Origin of the sequence: Streptacidiphilus pinicola (genome assembly GCF_003258295.1) — a bacterium.
Classification (GTDB): Bacteria; Actinomycetota; Actinomycetes; order Streptomycetales; family Streptomycetaceae; genus Streptacidiphilus; species Streptacidiphilus pinicola.
Genome location: NZ_QKYN01000185.1, coordinates 47,802 through 63,059 on the forward strand (window position 1 = coordinate 47,802; position 15,258 = coordinate 63,059).

The following is a 15,258-nucleotide window of genomic DNA, read 5'->3' on the forward strand; positions in this document are numbered from 1 at the left end:
CACTCTAGCGCTACCGATCGGTAGCGCCCGGGGATTCCGCGGCCTTGCGGACCAGCAGACAGGCCTGCTCACGCCGCCCGCCCGGGCGCAGCGTCAGCGCCTCCCTGCAAAAGCCCACCGCCGCCAACTCGGCGGTGACCACGTCGGGTTGCATCAGCTCGATGGTGTGGGCGACACAGTCCTGCGCAGGCCGCGCGGACAGCTTGACATACTTAGGTTAGGCAACCCTAAGTTAATCGCATGCTTGAGACCCACTCCCTCCGCCTCTCCTACGACCGCTCCCGCGCGGCCGCGGCCGCGCCCGTGGTTGACGGGCTGGACCTCGCGCTGCCGCGCGGCGCCGTGACCGCGATCGTCGGGCCCAACGGCTGCGGCAAGTCGACGCTGCTGCGCGGGCTCGCGCGGCTGCTGCGGCCGGCCGCGGGCACGGTGCTGCTGGAGGGCGACGACCTGCACCGGCTGCCCTCGCGGGAGGTGGCGCGGCGGCTCGGGCTGCTGCCGCAGCAGCCCGTCGCGCCGGAGGGGATCACCGTCGAGGGACTGGTCCGGCTCGGGCGGCATCCGCACCAGGGGCTGTTCGGGGCGTGGAGCGCCGCCGACCAGGACGCCGTGGAGCGGGCACTGGCGCGCACCGGGACGGCCCAGCTGCGCGACCGCCCGGTGGACCGGCTCAGCGGTGGGCAGCGCCAGCGCGCCTGGATCGCGCTGACGCTCGCCCAGGAGACGGAGCTGCTGCTCCTCGACGAGCCCACCACCTTCCTCGACCTGCGCCACCAGCTGGACGTACTGGACCTCGTGGTGCGGCTGCAGCGCGAGGCCGCGCGGACGGTCGTGATGGTCCTGCACGACCTGGGCCAGGCCGCCCGCTACGCGGACCACCTGGTGGTGCTGCGCGCGGGCCGCCTGGTCGCGGCGGGCGCGCCCCGCGAGGTGCTGGACGCGGAGCTGGTGGCGGAGGTGTTCGAGGTGGAGTGCCGGATCGTGCCGGACCCGGAGACCGGCACTCCCCTCGTCGTCCCCGCCGCCCGGCACGGCGGCGCGGCGGTCCGGACCTCCGAGGTCGCCGCCGTCACACCGTCGCCGAGCGCCGCTCCCTGACAAGCAGTCGCACCAGGTAGCCGCCGCCGAGCAGGCCCGTCACCACCCCGACGGGCAGCTGGTGCCCGGGCACGGCCCGCTGCGCGGCCCAGTCCGCGAGGACGAGCAGCAGCGCGCCCATCGCCGCGGAGGGCAGCAGGTTCGGCCCCGGCGCGCGGGTCAGCCGCCGGGCCAGCTGCGGCGCCGTCAGCGCGACGAAGGCCACCGGCCCGGCCGCCGACGCGGCCGCCGCGGCCAACAACAGCGCGGCGAGCAGCAGCATCCGCCGGGTGCGGGCCACCGGGACGCCGAGGGCCGTTGCCGCGTCCTCGCCGAGTTCGAGCAGCCGCAGCGCGCGGGCCTGACCGAGGGTCAGGGGCACCAGAACCGCCAGCGCCACGGCGAGCACCGCGGCGGCCGACCAGTCGACGCCGTCGAGGCTGCCGGTCAGCCAGAGCACCGCGCGGGCGGCGTCGGTGAGTTGGCCGCGCGTCAGCAGGTAGCCGTTGACGCCGGTCAGCACCGCGCCGACGGCGATGCCGACCAGGACGAGCTGCTGCCGTCCGCCCCGGGCGAGCAGCAGCACCGCTCCCCCGGCGAGCAGCGCGCCGGCGACCGCGCCGACCGGAACCGCCACCGCGCCGCCGACTCCCCCGAGCAGCACAATCGCCGTGAGCGCGCCGGTGGCCGCGCCCTGGGTGAAACCGAGCACGTCGGGGCTGCCGAGCGGGTTGCGCAGCAGGGCCTGGAACACCGCGCCGGACAGGGCCAGCGCCGCGCCCGCGAGCAGTCCCGTCACCACGCGCGGCAGCCGCAGCTCCCAGACGACGAAATGGGTGGCCGGGTCGGCGGTCGCGGCGTTCGGGTCGACCAGGGCACGCACGACGCCGGCCGGAGCAAGGGCCAGGTCGCCGCCGCCCGCGAGAGCGAGCACCGCCGCCGCCGCGGCGGCGAACAGGAGCAGCAGCGTCACCAGGCGCGCCCGGCGCGCGGACCGGTCCGCGGCGCGAGCGGCGGTCGCGGCCGCGCGCCCCCGGGAGAGCACACGAGAGAGAACGAGAGCCTTCATGCCGGACCGCCCCGACGGCACACCAGCGCGAGCAGCAGCAGGCCGCCCACCACCGCCGTCACCACGCCGACCTGCACCTCGCCGGGACGGGCCACCAGCCGGCCGAGCACGTCCGCGCCGAGCAGCAGGACGGGCCCGAACACGGCGCAGTACGGCAGTTGGTGCCGCGGGTCCGGCCCGGTGAGCCGGGCGACGAGATGCGGGGTGAGCAAGCCGACGAAGACCAGCGGCCCGCAGGCGGCCGTGGCCGCGCCGCAGAGCAGCGTCACGGCGAGGGTCGCGCCCGCGCGGGTCACCGGCAGGCGGGAGCCGAGCGCGCGGGCGGAGTCCTCGCCGAGCGCCAGGGCGCCCAGCGGGCGGGCAAGCGCGAGCGCGAGCGCCAAGCCGGCGAGGACGAACGGCGTCATCGCGGCGACGGTGCCGAGCTGCGCGGAGGCGAGCGATCCGACGGTCCAGAACCGCATCCGGTCCAGCGCGTCCGTGTCGACCAGCTCGACGGCGCTGACGTACGAGAAGAGAGCGGCGTTGACGGCGGTTCCGGCGAGCACGAGGCGCGCGGGCGTGGCCGTGCGCCCGCCGCCGACGGCGTGCACCAGCACGGCGACCAGTGCCGCGCCCGCGAAGGCGAACCACACCGCCCCGCCGAAGCCGGAGAGTCCGAGGAGGGCGGAGGCGGTGACGACGGCGGCCGAGGCGCCCGCGTTGACGCCGAGCAGCCCGGGATCGGCGAGCGGATTGCGGGTCAGTGCCCGCATCACGCCGCCCGCGAGGCCGAGGGCGGACCCGGCGAGCAGGCCGAGCAGGGTACGCGGCAGCCGCATGCCGTGCACGACGTCCCAGGCGGGCGCGGCGGGATCGGTGAGGCCCTGCCAGACGGCGCCGGGCGCGAGCGGCTTCGCGCCGAGCGCGAGCGAGAGCCCGAGCACGGCGAGCAGCAGCGCGGCCGAGGCCAGCGGCAGACGCCACCCCCGCAGGGTGAGTGAGGGCGGATCAGCGGTGAGCGCGGTCATGGGCGCGGGGCCTCCGACGGGATGGACGCCGAGGTGGACGGCGGGGTGAGCAGGGCGGTGGACAGCGGGCGGAATACTTAGGTTAGGCTACCCTAAGTTGACCTTGCCCGACGGGCCCACAGGTCACCTGTGCCGGCCTCTCCCCTGCCCGCCCTCCCTCCGAGAAAGCGTTCTGCGCATGCGCGTTCAGCCCTCCCGCCGTACCTTCCTCGCCGCCGGCGGCGTCGCCGGTCTCGGCGCGCTCCTCGCCGCCTGCGGCGCCGGCGCCGGTTCCGGCTCCGGTTCAAGCGGCGGAGACGCGGCCGCCTCCCGAGGAACGTGGCGCTTCACGGACGACCGCGGCGCCACCGTCTCCCTCCCCCACGCCCCGACCCGCGTCGTCGCCTACACCGGCACCGCCGCCGCCCTGCACGACTTCGGCGCCGCCGACCGCGTCGTCGGCGTCTTCGGCCCAACGAAGCTGGCCGACGGGAGGACCGACCCGATGGCCGGTCAGCTCGACGTCGCAAAACTGACCGTGCTCGGCAACGCGTGGGGCGAGTTCGACCTGGAGAAGTACGCCGCCCTACGGCCGCAGCTGCTCGTCACCGACATGTGGCAGCCCAAGCAGCTCTGGTACGTGCCGGACGCGACCAAGGACAAGATCGCGGCACTCGCGCCCACGGCCGGGATCAGCATCGCCCACGTCCAACTACCCGAACCGCTGCGCCGCCACGAGGAGTTGGCCCGACTGCTGGGTGCGGACCTCACCGCCGCATCCGTCGTCGCCGCCAAACAGCGCTTCCAGCAGGCCGTCGAGACGCTGCGCCGCACGGCGAAGGCGCGGGGCGGGCTGAAGGTGCTGGCCGCCTCCGCCGGCGCGGACCTGCTCTACGTCTCCGACCCGGCCGTCTACCCGGACCTGGCCTACTACCGCAGTCTCGGCGTCGAGCTGATCGCCCCCGACAAGGTGCAGGGCGGCTTCTTCGAGTCGCTCAGCTGGGAGAACGCCGACAAGTACGGCGCGGACCTGATCCTGCTCGACAGCCGCAGCTCCGCGCTGCAGCCGAAGGACCTGACGGGCAAGCCCACCTGGCGACAACTCCCGGCCGTGAAGGCGGGTCAGGTCGTGCCGTGGCTGAGCGAGGTGCGCTTCTCCTACGCCGGATGCGCGCCACTGGTCGAGCAGTTGGCGGGCGCGCTGGACCGCGCGAGGCAGGTGGCCCGATGACGGCCGCGTCCCCGTCCCCGTGGGAGTTCCTCGACCTGCGCGTGCTGCGCGCCCAGACGCTCGGACCCTCCATGCGCCGGATCGTCCTCGGCGGCCCCGACGTCGACCGTTTCCGCTCCGGCGGGCGGGACCAGCGGTTCAAGCTCTTCCTGCCACAGCCGGGCGAGTCGACGCCGCTGGTGCCGACCGAGGCGGGCGTGGACTGGTACGCGGCGTGGCGCGGCCTCGACCCGGCGCGCCGCGCGCTGATGCGGAGCTACACCGTGCGGGCGCAGCGGCCGGGCGAGCTCGCCGTCGACTTCGCCCTCCACGACGGCACCGGCCCGGCCGGACGCTGGGCCGCCACGGCCGCGCCCGGGGACCACGTGCTCGTCCTCGGGCCGACGGACGCCGACAACGCGGGCGTCGACTTCCGTCCGCCGGCCGGTACCGACTGGGTGCTGCTGACGGCGGACCTGACGGCGCTGCCCGCCGTCGCGGGCATCGTCGCCTGGCTCGGCGCGGAGCGCCCCGAACTGCCGGTCCGCGCCTGGATCGAGGTGCCGTTCGAGCGCGACCGGCAGGCCCTCGCGTCGGCGGGCGCCGATCTGGACGTGCGCTGGGTCGCCCGCGGCGGCCTGCCGGGCGCGGTGCTGAACGCTCCGGCGCTCCCGTCCGGCACCCCCTACGCCTGGCTCGCCGGCGAGGCGGGCTGCGTCCGCGCACTCCGTCGCCACCTGGTCAACGACCGCGGCGTCGACCGCACGCGCATCACCTTCACCGGCTACTGGCGCCGTGGCGCCACCGAAGAAGACCTCCTCGCCGAGGCCGCCACGGCATAGGGGCGCGAGGAACTGCGCGACGGGCCACCCGCCCAGGTAGAGCTCCGAACGCGCAGGGCCCTCCTCCCAGGGTGGCTGTTCGCGCAGCTCCCCGCGCCCCTCGCGAAGTTGCCACTTCCCTACGAGAGGAACCTCATGCGGTCACTCCCCCAGACCCAGCTGTTCAATGCCCAGTCGATCGATTCGTACCGCGAACTCGTCTGCCAAGGTGCCGCGCTCGTCGCGAGGCACGTCGCCGCCGCGCAAGCGCCCTTCACGGGCGTCAGCCCGCGCGCGTTGGCGCGCGAGTTCGCGCCCGTCGATCTCGACGCGCCGCTCGGCGACGCGGACGCCGCGCTCGACGAGCTGGACCGGCTCTACCTGCGCGACGCGGTCTGGTTCCACCACCCGCGCTACCTCGCCCACCTCAACTGCCCCGTGGTGCTGCCGGCGCTCCTCGGCGAGACGGTCCTCGCCGCCGTCAACTCCTCGCTCGACACCTGGGACCAGAGCGCCGGCGGCACGCTCGTCGAGCGCCGGCTGATCGAGTGGACCGCCGGACGGATCGGCCTCGGGCCGCTCGCGGACGGGGTGTTCACCAGCGGAGGGACCCAGTCGAACCTCCACGCCCTGCTGCTCGCCCGGGACGAGACGCTCGGCGGCGACCTCACCCGCCTGCCGCGCCTGCGGATCCTCGCCTCCGAGGCCGCGCACTTCAGCGTCGTGAAGTCGGCGCGGCTGCTCGGGCTCGGCGCGGGCGCCGCGGTCGCGATCCCCGCCGACGAACGGCGCCGGATGGACCCGGAGGCGCTGGAACGGGAGCTGGAGGCCTGCCGCCGCGCGGGCGAGCTGCCGATGGCCGTGGTCGCCACCGCGGGGACCACCGACTTCGGCAGCATCGACCCGCTGCCCGCGATCGCGGACGTCTGCGCACGCCACGGCGTGTGGCTGCACGTCGACGCCGCCTACGGGTGCGGGCTGCTGGTCTCCCCCACCCGGCGCGACCGCCTCACCGGCATCGAGCACGCGGACTCGGTGACCGTCGACTTCCACAAGTCCTTCTTCCAGCCCGTCAGTTCGAGCGCCCTTCTGGTCCGGGACGCGGCGACGCTGCGCCACGCGGGACACCACGCCGACTACCTCAACCCGAAGCGACTGGCGGACCGTGGCATCCCCAACCAGGTCGACAAGAGCCTGCAGACCACGCGCCGCTTCGACGCGCTCAAGCTCTGGCTCACTCTCCGGATCATGGGCGCGGACGGCGTCGGCGCGCTCTTCGACTCCGTGCTCGACCTGGCCGCCGAAGGCCACGCGCTGCTCGCCCGCGACCCGCGCTTCCAGGTGGTCGTCGAACCGCAGCTCAGCACGCTGGTCTTCCGCTGGCAGCCACCGCACGCGCCCGGGGACCCGGCGCTGGTGGACGCGGCCAACCTGCACGCCCGCGAGGCGCTCGCGGCCGACGGCGCGGCGGTCGTGGCCGGGACGGTCGTGGACGGGCGGCACCACCTGAAGTTCACCCTGCTCAACCCGGCGACCACCCGCGGGGACCTGGCCGCCGTCCTGGACCTGCTCGACGCCCACGCCACCGCCTACCTCGCCGCCGACCAGGCCGCCTGACGGGGAACCACCATGACAGACAACATCACCTACGACTTCGTCGCCATCGGCCTCGGCCCGTTCAACCTCGGGCTCGCCTGCCTGAGCGAGCCCGTCGCCGACCTGCGCGGCGTCTTCCTGGAGCGCAAGCAGGAGTTCGACTGGCACCCCGGCATGATGCTGGAGCAGGCGAGCCTGCAAACGCCGTTCCTCGCCGACCTGGTGACGCTGGCCGACCCGGCCTCGCCCTACTCGTTCCTCAACTACCTGAAGCAGCAGGGCCGGCTCTACTCCTTCTACATCCGGGAGAACTTCTTCCCGCTGCGCAGCGAGTACGTGGACTACTGCCGCTGGGCCGCCTCCCGGCTGCGCTCGGTGCGCTTCGGACGCGACGTCACCGCCGTCGAACACGACGAGAGCGCGGAGCTCTACCTCGTGCGCTGCGCGAGCGGCGAGACCTACCGGGCCCGGCGGCTCGTCCTCGGCACCGGCACGCCGCCGCATCTCCCCGCCGCGCTCGACGGGGTGGGCGGACCGGTCGTGCACAGCTCCCGCTATCTCGACCACGCGGAGGAGCTGCGCAAGCGCCGCCGGATCACCGTCGTCGGCAGCGGGCAGAGCGCGGCCGAGATCTACCTGGACCTGCTCGGTGACATCGACCGCTACGGCTACGAACTGGTCTGGGCGACGCGCTCGCCGCGCTTCTTCCCGCTGGAGTACACCAAGCTGACGCTGGAGCTGACCTCCCCGGAGTACATGGACTACTTCCACGCTCTGCCCGGCCCTGTCCGCGACCGGCTCGGCGCCTCGCAGAAGGCCCTCTACAAGGGCATCAGCGCCGACACCGTCAACGCCGTCCACGAGCTGCTCTACGTCAAGTCGCTGCGCGGCCCGGTGCCGACCCGCCTGCTGACCAACACCGCCCTTACCGCCGCTCGCCGCGACGAGGCCGCCGACACCTACGAGCTGACGCTGCACCAGCGCGAGCAGGAGGTGACGCACACGCTGCGCTCCGACGGGCTCGTGCTGGCCACCGGATACCGCTATCGCGAGCCGGCCTTCCTGGCCGGCATCGCCGACCGGATCGCCCGCGACGCGCACGGACGGCTCGCGGTGCGCCGCGACTGGTCCGTGGACGCGGCCGGACATGGCGAGATCTTCGTGCAGAACGCCGCCCTGCACACCCACAGCCTCTCCGACCCTGACCTCGGCATGGGCGCCCACCGCAACTCCGTCCTGCTCCGCCGCCTCACCGGCCGCGAGGTCTACCCCGTCGAGCGCCGCATCGCCTTCCAGGAGTTCTCCGCAGCATGAACCGGACCGTGACCCCAATGACCGCCACCCCCGACGAGTTCACCTGCCGCCCCGTCGACCCGGAGGGCGACGCCGCGCTGCTGCACGGCTGGGTGACCCACCCCAAGGCCGTCTTCTGGCTGATGCAGGAGGCCACGCCCGACCGGGTCGCCGAGGAGTACGCGAAGCTGGACGCCTGGATCGGCAGCTTCCGCGGCGAGCCGGCCGTACTGATGGAGCGCTACGACCCGGCCGCGACCGAGGTGGGCGCCGTGCACCGCGCCGCGCCGGGCGATCTCGGCATGCACTTCCTCACCGCGCCGACCGAGCGGCCCGTCCCCGGCTTCACCCGGGCCGCGCTGACGGCCGTCATGCGGCAACTGTTCACCGACCCGGAGGTGCGGCGCGTCGTGGTCGAGCCGGACGTGCGCAACCGCGCCGTGCACCGACTCAACGCCGCCGTCGGCTTCCGGCCGGTGCGGGCGGTGACGCTGCCGGATTCGGGCAAGCGGGCGCTGTTGAGCACCTGCACCCGCGAGCAGTTCCGGGCGGCGAGCGGGGCGCGCGAGCAGGCTCCGCTCGCGCACCTGACGCCGGAGCTGTGGGCGGCGGCCAACCGGCGGCTGGTACGCAAGGCGCTCGCCGAGTTCGCCCACGAGCGGCTGGTCACTCCACTTCCGTTGCCGGAGAGCGGTGGCTGGTTCGGCGTGGCGAGCGACGACGACCAGGTGGCGTACCGCTTCCGCGCCGAACTGCTGGCGCTGGACCACTGGCGGATCGAGGCAGGCAGCATCCTGCGGCTGCGTGCCGCGGACGGCGTCGAACTGCCGCTGGACGCGGCCGAGCTGGTGCTGGAGCTGCGCCGTAGCCTGGGTCTGTCGGACGAGGTGCTGCCGCTCTACCTGGAGGAGATCACCAGCACCCTGGCCGCTACCGCCTTCAAGCTCTCGCTCCCGCCGGTCAGCGCGGCCGAGCTCGCGGCGGCCGACTTCCAGTCGGTGGAGGCAGGCATGACGGAGGGCCACCCCTGCTTCGTCGCCAACAGCGGCCGACTCGGCTTCGACACCGTCGACCACCTGCGCTACGCGCCGGAGGCGGGCACGCCGGTGCGGCTGCTCTGGGTCGCCGTCCACCCGGAGCACGCCGTGCGGGCGTTCGGCCGGTCCGTCGACCCGGCCGCGCTCGGCGCGCCGGAGCTGCCGCCGGCGCTCGCGGACTACGTGCCGATCCCCGTGCACCCGTGGCAGTGGGAGCAGCGGCTCGCCGTCTCCTACGCGGACGAGATCGCGCGCGGGCGCATCGTGCTGCTGGGCGAGGGACGCGACAGCCACCTGCCGCAGCAGTCGATCCGCACCTTCTTCAACACCGCCGCGCCCGAGCGGCCGTACGTGAAGACGGCGCTCTCCGTCCTCAACATGGGCTTCACCCGCGGTCTCTCGGCCGACTACATGGAGCACACCCCGGCCATCAACGACTGGCTGGCCGACCTCGTCGCCGCCGATCCGACGCTGACCGGCTGCGGCTTCGCGATCCTGCGCGAGCAGGCGGCCGTGGGCTACCGGCACCCGCACTACCCCAAGGGCACGCCACAGCAGAAGCAGCTCGCCGCGCTGTGGCGGGAGAGCCCCGTCCCGTTCCTCGGCGCGGGCGAGCGCACGGTGACGATGGCGGCGCTGCTGCACACCGACCACGACGGCGCCCCGCTCGCGGCGGCGCTCGTCGCCTCCTCGGGCCTGGCTCCCGAGGAGTGGCTGCGCCGCTACCTCACCGCCTATCTCACCCCGGTGGTGCACGCGTTGTGCGCCTACGGGCTCACCTTCATGCCGCACGGCGAGAACGTCATCCTGGTGCTGGACGACGACGGCGCGCCGCTGCGGGTCTTCTTCAAGGACATAGCCGAGGAGATCGCCGTGCTGGAACCGGCGACCCCGCTGCCGCCGCAGGTGGCGCGGATCCGCGCCCGGGTGCCGCGCGAGCAGTGGGCGCTCTCGCTGCACACGGACGTCTTCGACTGCTTCCTGCGCTTTCTCTCCGCCGAGCTGCACGCCTCCGGCACCCTGCCGCAGGACGCCTTCTGGGCCGTGGTCGCCCGGGTGCTGCGCGACTACGAGGCCGCCCACCCGCACCTGGCCGACCGCTTCGCCGCGCTGGACCTCTTCACGGAGCGCTTCGCGCTCTCCTGCCTCAACCGGCTGCAGCTGCGCAACAACCGGCAGATGGTCGACCTGACCGACCCGGCCGGAGCCCTTCAGTTCGCCGGGACACTGTCCAATCCCATCACAGGCCACTGACGGCGACCGGATCCGCCGGCGCCGGCGCCCACCACCCCTCCTCGACCGCCTTGATCTGACGCCGCGCCAACCACAGCGGCAGCCCGCGCAGCGGTCCGACGAAGGCGACGGCGATCGTCAGAACCGCCAGCGCCCGAGCAGGGTGACCAGGACGGCCGCGGCTACGCAGAGAAGGATCAGGAAGAGCCAGGGCAGGGCCGGACTCCCGGTCAGGAGGAGGGTGAACAGCCCCGGGGCCGCCGTCTGCCCGGCCGTCCAGGAGAGCTGGTAGACCGCCAGGTAGCGGCCGCGGAGGTGCTCGGGGGCGATCGCGACGCTCAGCTCCTCCTGGAACGGCGTCGTCACCGTCTCCGCGAGGTTGTAGAGCGCGACGGCGCCGAGCAGCCCGGCCGTCAGCATCCAGCCCGACACCCGCGGCAGCGCCGCGAACAGGGCGAAGGACGCGGCATAGACCCCCGCACCCCAGGCCACCACCCGGGTCGGACGGTGGCGGGCGAGCCGCCTGGTCACCACCGTCTGCGTCAGCACCACCTGCACGCCGTTGGCGACCAGCAGCCCACCGGCGATCCAGGCGGAGCGGTGCAGACCCTCCGTCACGTACACGGCGAGCAGCAGACTCAGCACGAGCGAGGGGAAGACGAAGGTGAGATTGACGCCGATCAGCAGCAGATAGCGACGGTCACGCAGGACGGAGCGGTAGCCGCCCGCGTCGACCGCGGAAAGGGCGGGGGCGGGAGGCACGGTCGCGTGTGCGCACGCGGGCCGCCACCGCGCGAGCAGCGCGGCGGCCAGGACGTAGCTCACGGCGTTGGCCACGACCACCGCGCGCAGCCCGGCCGTCCCGCCTGCGCCCACGGCGAACGCGCCGAGCGCCCCGCCCGCCGCGAGCCCGGCGTTGCGGAGCGTGTGCAGCAGCGCGAACCAGCGCGGTCGGGCGTCCGGCTCGGCGGCGAGGGCGACCAACCCGGTGCTCGAGGTCCAGTAACCCGCCGCGCCGACCTGCGCCAGCCAGGCGACCAGCACGATCTCCCAGAACCGGCCGCTGACCAGGAATCCGGCGTAGGCGACGGCGGAGACGGCGTTGCCGCACAGGGCCACCCGCCGGGCGCCGAAGCGGTCGATCAGCGGCCCGACGGCGACGGCCGTGGGCGCGGCGAGCAGCCGCGCGAGGGTGAGCGCGGTGCCGACCGCGGTGAGCGGCAGCGCGGTGGTCACGGCGAAGTACACCAGCACGAAGGCGAGCACGAGGCCGGTGCCGAGGCTGTCGACGGTGGCCGCGCCGAGCAGGCCGCGGTTGCCGCGGATGGCGGGCAAACCGAGCCGCTCCTCGAGGGGAACGCGTGGGAGCGTGAGGGTGGGCATGACGAAACGGACCCTTCCGGGCACAGGAGACGGTGAGTTCGCCCACGAGTCTTCCGGCGGGTAGCGTGCGCGCCCAGAGATTCCACCGTGATGGAATTCGAGGGGGAAGCGATGCTCACACTGCAGTTCTCGGCGCAGGATCTCGCCCGGATCCGGTTCGCCCGCTCCCCCCTGAGCGAGGCCGTGCACAGCGTGCGCGCGCTGAAGGATCCGGGCGGCCACGCCGTGCACCTGCCGTGGGCGCGACGCACCCGCGCCCTGCTGACGGACCGGCAGCCCGGCTTCGCACTGTTGTCCGCGCTCGTCCAGGTCCCCGGGTCGTACATCCCGGACTTCCTGACGCCGGTGCCCGAGAGCGGCAGCCCCAGCCTCGACGAACAGGTGGACGCGCTGGTCCGGACGCCGGCCGCGATCGTCCGCGCGGATCTGGAGCGCCTGGCCGGGCCCCGGGCCACGCCGGTCGAGGCCCTGCACCGCGACCCCACCGCGGGCCTGGAGCGGCTCGCCGACGAGCTCCACGGCTACTGGGAGCTGGCCGTCGCCCCGCACTGGCCGCGCCTCGCGCGCCTGTTGGACGGTGAGATCCTGCGGCGGGCCCGCCTGATGGCGGACGGCGGCGCGGCCGCGCTCTTCGCCGACCTGCACCCGATGGTGCGCTGGGAGGGCGGACTGCTCCACGTCGACCACCGCCGCTACCACCACGACCGCACGCTGGCGGCGGGCCAGGGCTTGGTGCTGATCCCCTCGGTCTTCGTCTGGCCCGAGTGCTTCTCGCAGACGAACCCGCCGCGCCAGCCGGGGCTGATCCACCCGGCGCGCGGCGTCGCCTGTCTGTGGGAGTCCGACTCCGCCACCGCCCCCGACGGCCTGGCCCGCGTCCTGGGCCGCTCGCGGGCCGTCCTGCTGGCCGCGTTGGACACACCGCGCTCCACCAGCGAACTGGCCACACGCGTCGGCATGCCGGCGCCGACGGTCTCCCACCACCTCAAGGCCCTCCACGCCGCCGGCCTCACCACGGCCGACCGCGTCGGCCGCAGCGTCCTCTACCTCCGCACCCCGGCGGCGGACCTGCTCTTCGCGCAGCAGCCCTGAGCCCGCGAGAAGGGGCGGACGGCGCGCGGGTGGGGCCGCGCGCCGTCCGCCCCGGGGTCACCGGTGGCGGCGGAGGATCAGCCCGCGGTGAAGGCCGTCAGGCCGTTCGGGGTACCCAGGCCGGTGGGGCCGTCGTAACCGACCTCGGCGGTGCAGAGGTAGGCCGGGTCGCAGGTGCCGTTGCTGCCGGTGGTGACGTCATTGAGGGCGCTGGTGTGCAGGTACGGGTACTTCGACGGGTAGTCGCTGCTGCCCGCGGTGCCCGCGTCCGCGTAGACGCCCGCGATGATCGGCGACGAGGCGCTGGTGCCGCCGTAGACGTTCCAGCCGCTGGCCTGGTAGCTGTCGTAGACCGCGACGCCGGTGGCCGGGTCGGCGACGGCGGAGACGTCGGCGACGGTGCGGTTGGAGCAGCCGGTGTCGGTCTGCCAGCTGGGCTTGGGCTCGTAGGCCGAGCAGCCGGAGCCGGTGCCCTCGGTGCTGGAGGTCGACCAGACGCTCTCGCTCCAACCGCGGCTGCTGGAGTCCTTGGTGAGCGAGGTGCCACCGACGGCGGTGACGTACTGGCTCGACGCCGGGTACTCCGCGCCGTAGGCCGAGTCGCCGGCCGAGACGGTGATGGCGACGCCGGGGTGGTTGAAGTAGCTGTTGTCGGCGCTGGTGTCGCTCGAGTCCTCGGAGCCGCCGTAGCTGTTGGAGACCTGGGTGGCGCCCAGCGAGACCGCCTCGTTGACGGCGGTGCCCAGGTCGCTCATGTTCGCCGAGCTGGCCTCGACCAGGATGATGTGGGCCTGCGGCGCGATCGCGGAGACCATGTCCAGGTCGAGCGAGATCTCGCCCGCCCAACCGGAGTCGGCGGTCGGGTAGTTGCTGCCGCCGGTCTGGTCGACCTTGCTGAAGCAGCCGTTGGCCGTGGTGCAGTCCGGCAGGCCGTACTGGCTGCGGTAGGTGGCGAGGTCGGACTCCGCGTTCGGGTCGTCCTGCGCGTCGACGATCGCGATGGTCTGGCCCGCACCGCCGTTGGCCGGCAGGTTGTAGGCACTGAGCAGATCGCTGGGACCGTAGCCGGAGGGGGTGGCGGCGGCGGTCACGGCGTGCGCGGCGAAGGCGTGCGGCTGGGTGACGTCGGTGCGCATCTCGGCGAGGCAGGACATCATCCGGTGGTGCTTGGGCGCGGCGCAGAGGTGCCGGGTGTGCACCTGGTGCTTGGCGGCGACGGCCTGTGCGGCGTTCGCCTTGCTCGCGCTCACCGGGCTCGCGGTCGCCGGTGCGGCCACCGCGACGGCGCCGCCGAGCAGCGCGGCGACGGCGAAGCCGATGGCCACGGGCTTCCGGTGCGATATGGAGGCCTTACCCATGAGGGTGGAGGTCCTTTCGGGGTCGGCCGCCCTGCGGCCGGTGGGCCGAATGTCCTGAGCATGCCAATCGTGCCTACGCACGTCGGCATGGAGGACCAGGGCGGGTGGGGATGACACCACAAGGTGGGGTGTGCCTTGTTGGGTCCAAGACAAGCAGCGCGTCATCTGACGCGTCAACAAGAGTTCAGAGGATTTTCAGAGGAGAACCGCCACCGGTCGGTTACCGTCAGGTAAAGCTCCAGCTGAGGGGGCGTCACCTGACGCGGCACGATTCCCAGAAAATTTTCAGGAATCCTCAGCGGAGTGTCGCCAGCACCGCCTCGGCCATGCCCTGCTCGCCGCGCGCGTTGGGGTGGAGCGAGGCGGCCTGGGTGGCCGGCAGCAGTGGCTCGATCCAGCGGTTCTCGGGAGCCTGGCAGGCGTCGTGGCCGAGCGAGGGCGTCCAAGTGTCGACGAAGCGCGCGCCCGCGGCGCCGGCCCGCGCTCGCAGCATCGTGTTCAGCTGCTGCTCCTTGAGCCGCAGGTAGGCCACATCGCTCGCGGTCATGGCCAGCCCGGAGGCGCAGGCCGCGCCGTCGGCGGGCAGGATCGCCGGATAGCCGACGACGTAGACGTGGGCATGCGGGGCGCGGCGACGGATTTCAGCCAGGGCCGTGGTCAGCCGCTCCCCCGCCGTGCGGATCCGGGCCGCGACACTGTCCTCGCCGCCGGCGGTCAACTGCTCGCGGCAGGGCGTCTGCCGCAGCAGGCCCGCGGTGACGCAGCGTTGGATCAGGTCCGCGAAGCCGATGTCGTTGCCGCCGATGCCGAGTGTCACCAGGCGGGTGGCCGGGGAGAGCACGGAGAGCTGCGAAGGATTGACGCCGTTCGCGGTGCTCTGGCCACGGCTGAGGTCCGCTATCCGCGCGCCGCTGCAGCTGACGTCGCGGAACTGACCGCCGGCCAGGTGCAGGCGTGCGGCGAGCAGCGCCGGGTAGGCGCGGCTGGAACGGCCGCAGCCGGCCGGGAGGCCGGTCTGCTCGGGGATGCCGGGCCCTATGTCGCGCTCGGTGACTCCTACACGACACAGGGCCCGGCATCCCCGAGCAGACCGGCCTCCC

The 15,258-nt window shown here is 73.8% G+C and carries 13 protein-coding genes and 1 pseudogene; 8 read left to right on the forward strand and 6 right to left on the reverse strand.

All coding sequences use genetic code 11. The features are described 5' to 3' along the window. Positions 1 to 10: 10 nt before the first annotated feature. On the reverse strand, positions 11 to 154 hold the full coding sequence (locus DN069_RS40645) for a hypothetical protein (RefSeq protein ID WP_165845782.1): 144 nt from the start codon (positions 152 to 154) through the stop codon (positions 11 to 13). Between the two features lie 86 nt (positions 155 to 240). On the opposite strand from DN069_RS40645, the gene DN069_RS35365 reads away from it, so the two are divergent. After that, on the forward strand, positions 241 to 1,098 hold the full coding sequence (locus DN069_RS35365; protein ID WP_111507344.1) for an ABC transporter ATP-binding protein: 858 nt from the start codon (positions 241 to 243) through the stop codon (positions 1,096 to 1,098). On the opposite strand, the gene DN069_RS35370 is transcribed toward DN069_RS35365, so the two are convergent. After that, positions 1,070 to 2,146 carry a FecCD family ABC transporter permease gene (locus tag DN069_RS35370; RefSeq protein ID WP_111507364.1) on the reverse strand — a complete coding sequence of 359 codons (1,077 nt, stop codon included), beginning with the start codon at positions 2,144 to 2,146 and terminating at the stop codon, positions 1,070 to 1,072. The genes DN069_RS35365 and DN069_RS35370 overlap by 29 nt on opposite strands. After that, entirely contained in the window at positions 2,143 to 3,156 is a 1,014-nt protein-coding gene (locus tag DN069_RS35375; RefSeq protein ID WP_111507345.1) for a FecCD family ABC transporter permease, read from the reverse strand. Before DN069_RS35375 ends, DN069_RS35370 begins: the two co-directional genes overlap by 4 nt. 178 nt (positions 3,157 to 3,334) lie before the next feature. Here DN069_RS35375 and DN069_RS35380 point away from each other — a divergent pair, with 178 nt between their 5' ends. The 6 genes and pseudogenes from DN069_RS35380 (at position 3,335) to DN069_RS35400 (ending at position 10,346) form a co-directional block, all read left to right on the forward strand. Further along, positions 3,335 to 4,366: an ABC transporter substrate-binding protein gene (locus tag DN069_RS35380; RefSeq protein WP_111507346.1), complete on the forward strand. Its 1,032-nt coding sequence runs from the start codon at positions 3,335 to 3,337 to the stop codon at positions 4,364 to 4,366. Further along, entirely contained in the window at positions 4,363 to 5,187 is an 825-nt protein-coding gene (locus DN069_RS35385; protein WP_111507347.1) for a siderophore-interacting protein, read from the forward strand. Before DN069_RS35380 ends, DN069_RS35385 begins: the two co-directional genes overlap by 4 nt. 135 nt (positions 5,188 to 5,322) lie before the next feature. Beyond that, positions 5,323 to 6,783, forward strand: a complete 1,461-nt coding sequence (locus DN069_RS35390; protein WP_111507348.1) for a pyridoxal phosphate-dependent decarboxylase family protein — start codon at positions 5,323 to 5,325, stop codon at positions 6,781 to 6,783. A gap of 12 nt (positions 6,784 to 6,795) precedes the next feature. Then, complete coding sequence (locus DN069_RS35395; RefSeq protein WP_111507349.1) at positions 6,796 to 8,076, forward strand: lysine N(6)-hydroxylase/L-ornithine N(5)-oxygenase family protein; 1,281 nt, start codon at positions 6,796 to 6,798, stop codon at positions 8,074 to 8,076. A 17-nt stretch (positions 8,077 to 8,093) separates the two neighbouring features. After that, positions 8,094 to 8,534, forward strand: a pseudogene (locus tag DN069_RS42105) (GNAT family N-acetyltransferase); the annotation flags it as partial. Between the two features lie 39 nt (positions 8,535 to 8,573). Next, the gene (locus DN069_RS35400) at positions 8,574 to 10,346 is read left to right on the forward strand and encodes an IucA/IucC family protein (protein ID WP_243640198.1); all 1,773 of its coding nucleotides are present in this window, start codon (positions 8,574 to 8,576) and stop codon (positions 10,344 to 10,346) included. A 117-nt stretch (positions 10,347 to 10,463) separates the two neighbouring features. Here the strand turns inward: DN069_RS35400 and DN069_RS35405 are convergent, their stop codons facing one another. After that, the gene (locus DN069_RS35405; RefSeq protein ID WP_165845783.1) at positions 10,464 to 11,660 is read right to left on the reverse strand and encodes an MFS transporter; all 1,197 of its coding nucleotides are present in this window, start codon (positions 11,658 to 11,660) and stop codon (positions 10,464 to 10,466) included. 159 nt (positions 11,661 to 11,819) lie between these two features. On the opposite strand from DN069_RS35405, the gene DN069_RS35410 reads away from it, so the two are divergent. Then, positions 11,820 to 12,800 (forward strand): ArsR/SmtB family transcription factor, encoded by a 981-nt coding sequence (locus DN069_RS35410; RefSeq protein WP_111507352.1) that lies wholly within the window; start codon positions 11,820 to 11,822, stop codon positions 12,798 to 12,800. 77 nt (positions 12,801 to 12,877) lie between these two features. Here the strand turns inward: DN069_RS35410 and DN069_RS35415 are convergent, their stop codons facing one another. After that, on the reverse strand, positions 12,878 to 14,158 hold the full coding sequence (locus DN069_RS35415; RefSeq protein WP_111507353.1) for a S53 family peptidase: 1,281 nt from the start codon (positions 14,156 to 14,158) through the stop codon (positions 12,878 to 12,880). Between the two features lie 295 nt (positions 14,159 to 14,453). Next, the coding region (locus DN069_RS35420; RefSeq protein WP_133260152.1) for an SGNH/GDSL hydrolase family protein at positions 14,454 to 15,258 on the reverse strand (805 nt) is incomplete at its 5' end.

Bases quoted from the DNA above. Each gene is read 5' to 3' on its own strand.
- DN069_RS35385 (WP_111507347.1), top strand. From the start codon at position 4,363: ATGACGGCCGCGTCCCCGTCCCCGTGGGAGTTCCTCGACCTGCGCGTG.
- DN069_RS35395 (WP_111507349.1), top strand. From the start codon at position 6,796: ATGACAGACAACATCACCTACGACTTCGTCGCCATCGGCCTCGGCCCG.
- DN069_RS40645 (WP_165845782.1), bottom strand. From the start codon at position 154: ATGCAACCCGACGTGGTCACCGCCGAGTTGGCGGCGGTGGGCTTTTGC.
- DN069_RS35390 (WP_111507348.1), top strand. From the start codon at position 5,323: ATGCGGTCACTCCCCCAGACCCAGCTGTTCAATGCCCAGTCGATCGAT.
- DN069_RS35380 (WP_111507346.1), top strand. From the start codon at position 3,335: ATGCGCGTTCAGCCCTCCCGCCGTACCTTCCTCGCCGCCGGCGGCGTC.
- DN069_RS35375 (WP_111507345.1), bottom strand. From the start codon at position 3,156: ATGACCGCGCTCACCGCTGATCCGCCCTCACTCACCCTGCGGGGGTGG.
- DN069_RS35370 (WP_111507364.1), bottom strand. From the start codon at position 2,146: ATGAAGGCTCTCGTTCTCTCTCGTGTGCTCTCCCGGGGGCGCGCGGCC.
- DN069_RS35410 (WP_111507352.1), top strand. From the start codon at position 11,820: ATGCTCACACTGCAGTTCTCGGCGCAGGATCTCGCCCGGATCCGGTTC.
- DN069_RS35365 (WP_111507344.1), top strand. From the start codon at position 241: ATGCTTGAGACCCACTCCCTCCGCCTCTCCTACGACCGCTCCCGCGCG.
- DN069_RS35415 (WP_111507353.1), bottom strand. From the start codon at position 14,158: ATGGGTAAGGCCTCCATATCGCACCGGAAGCCCGTGGCCATCGGCTTC.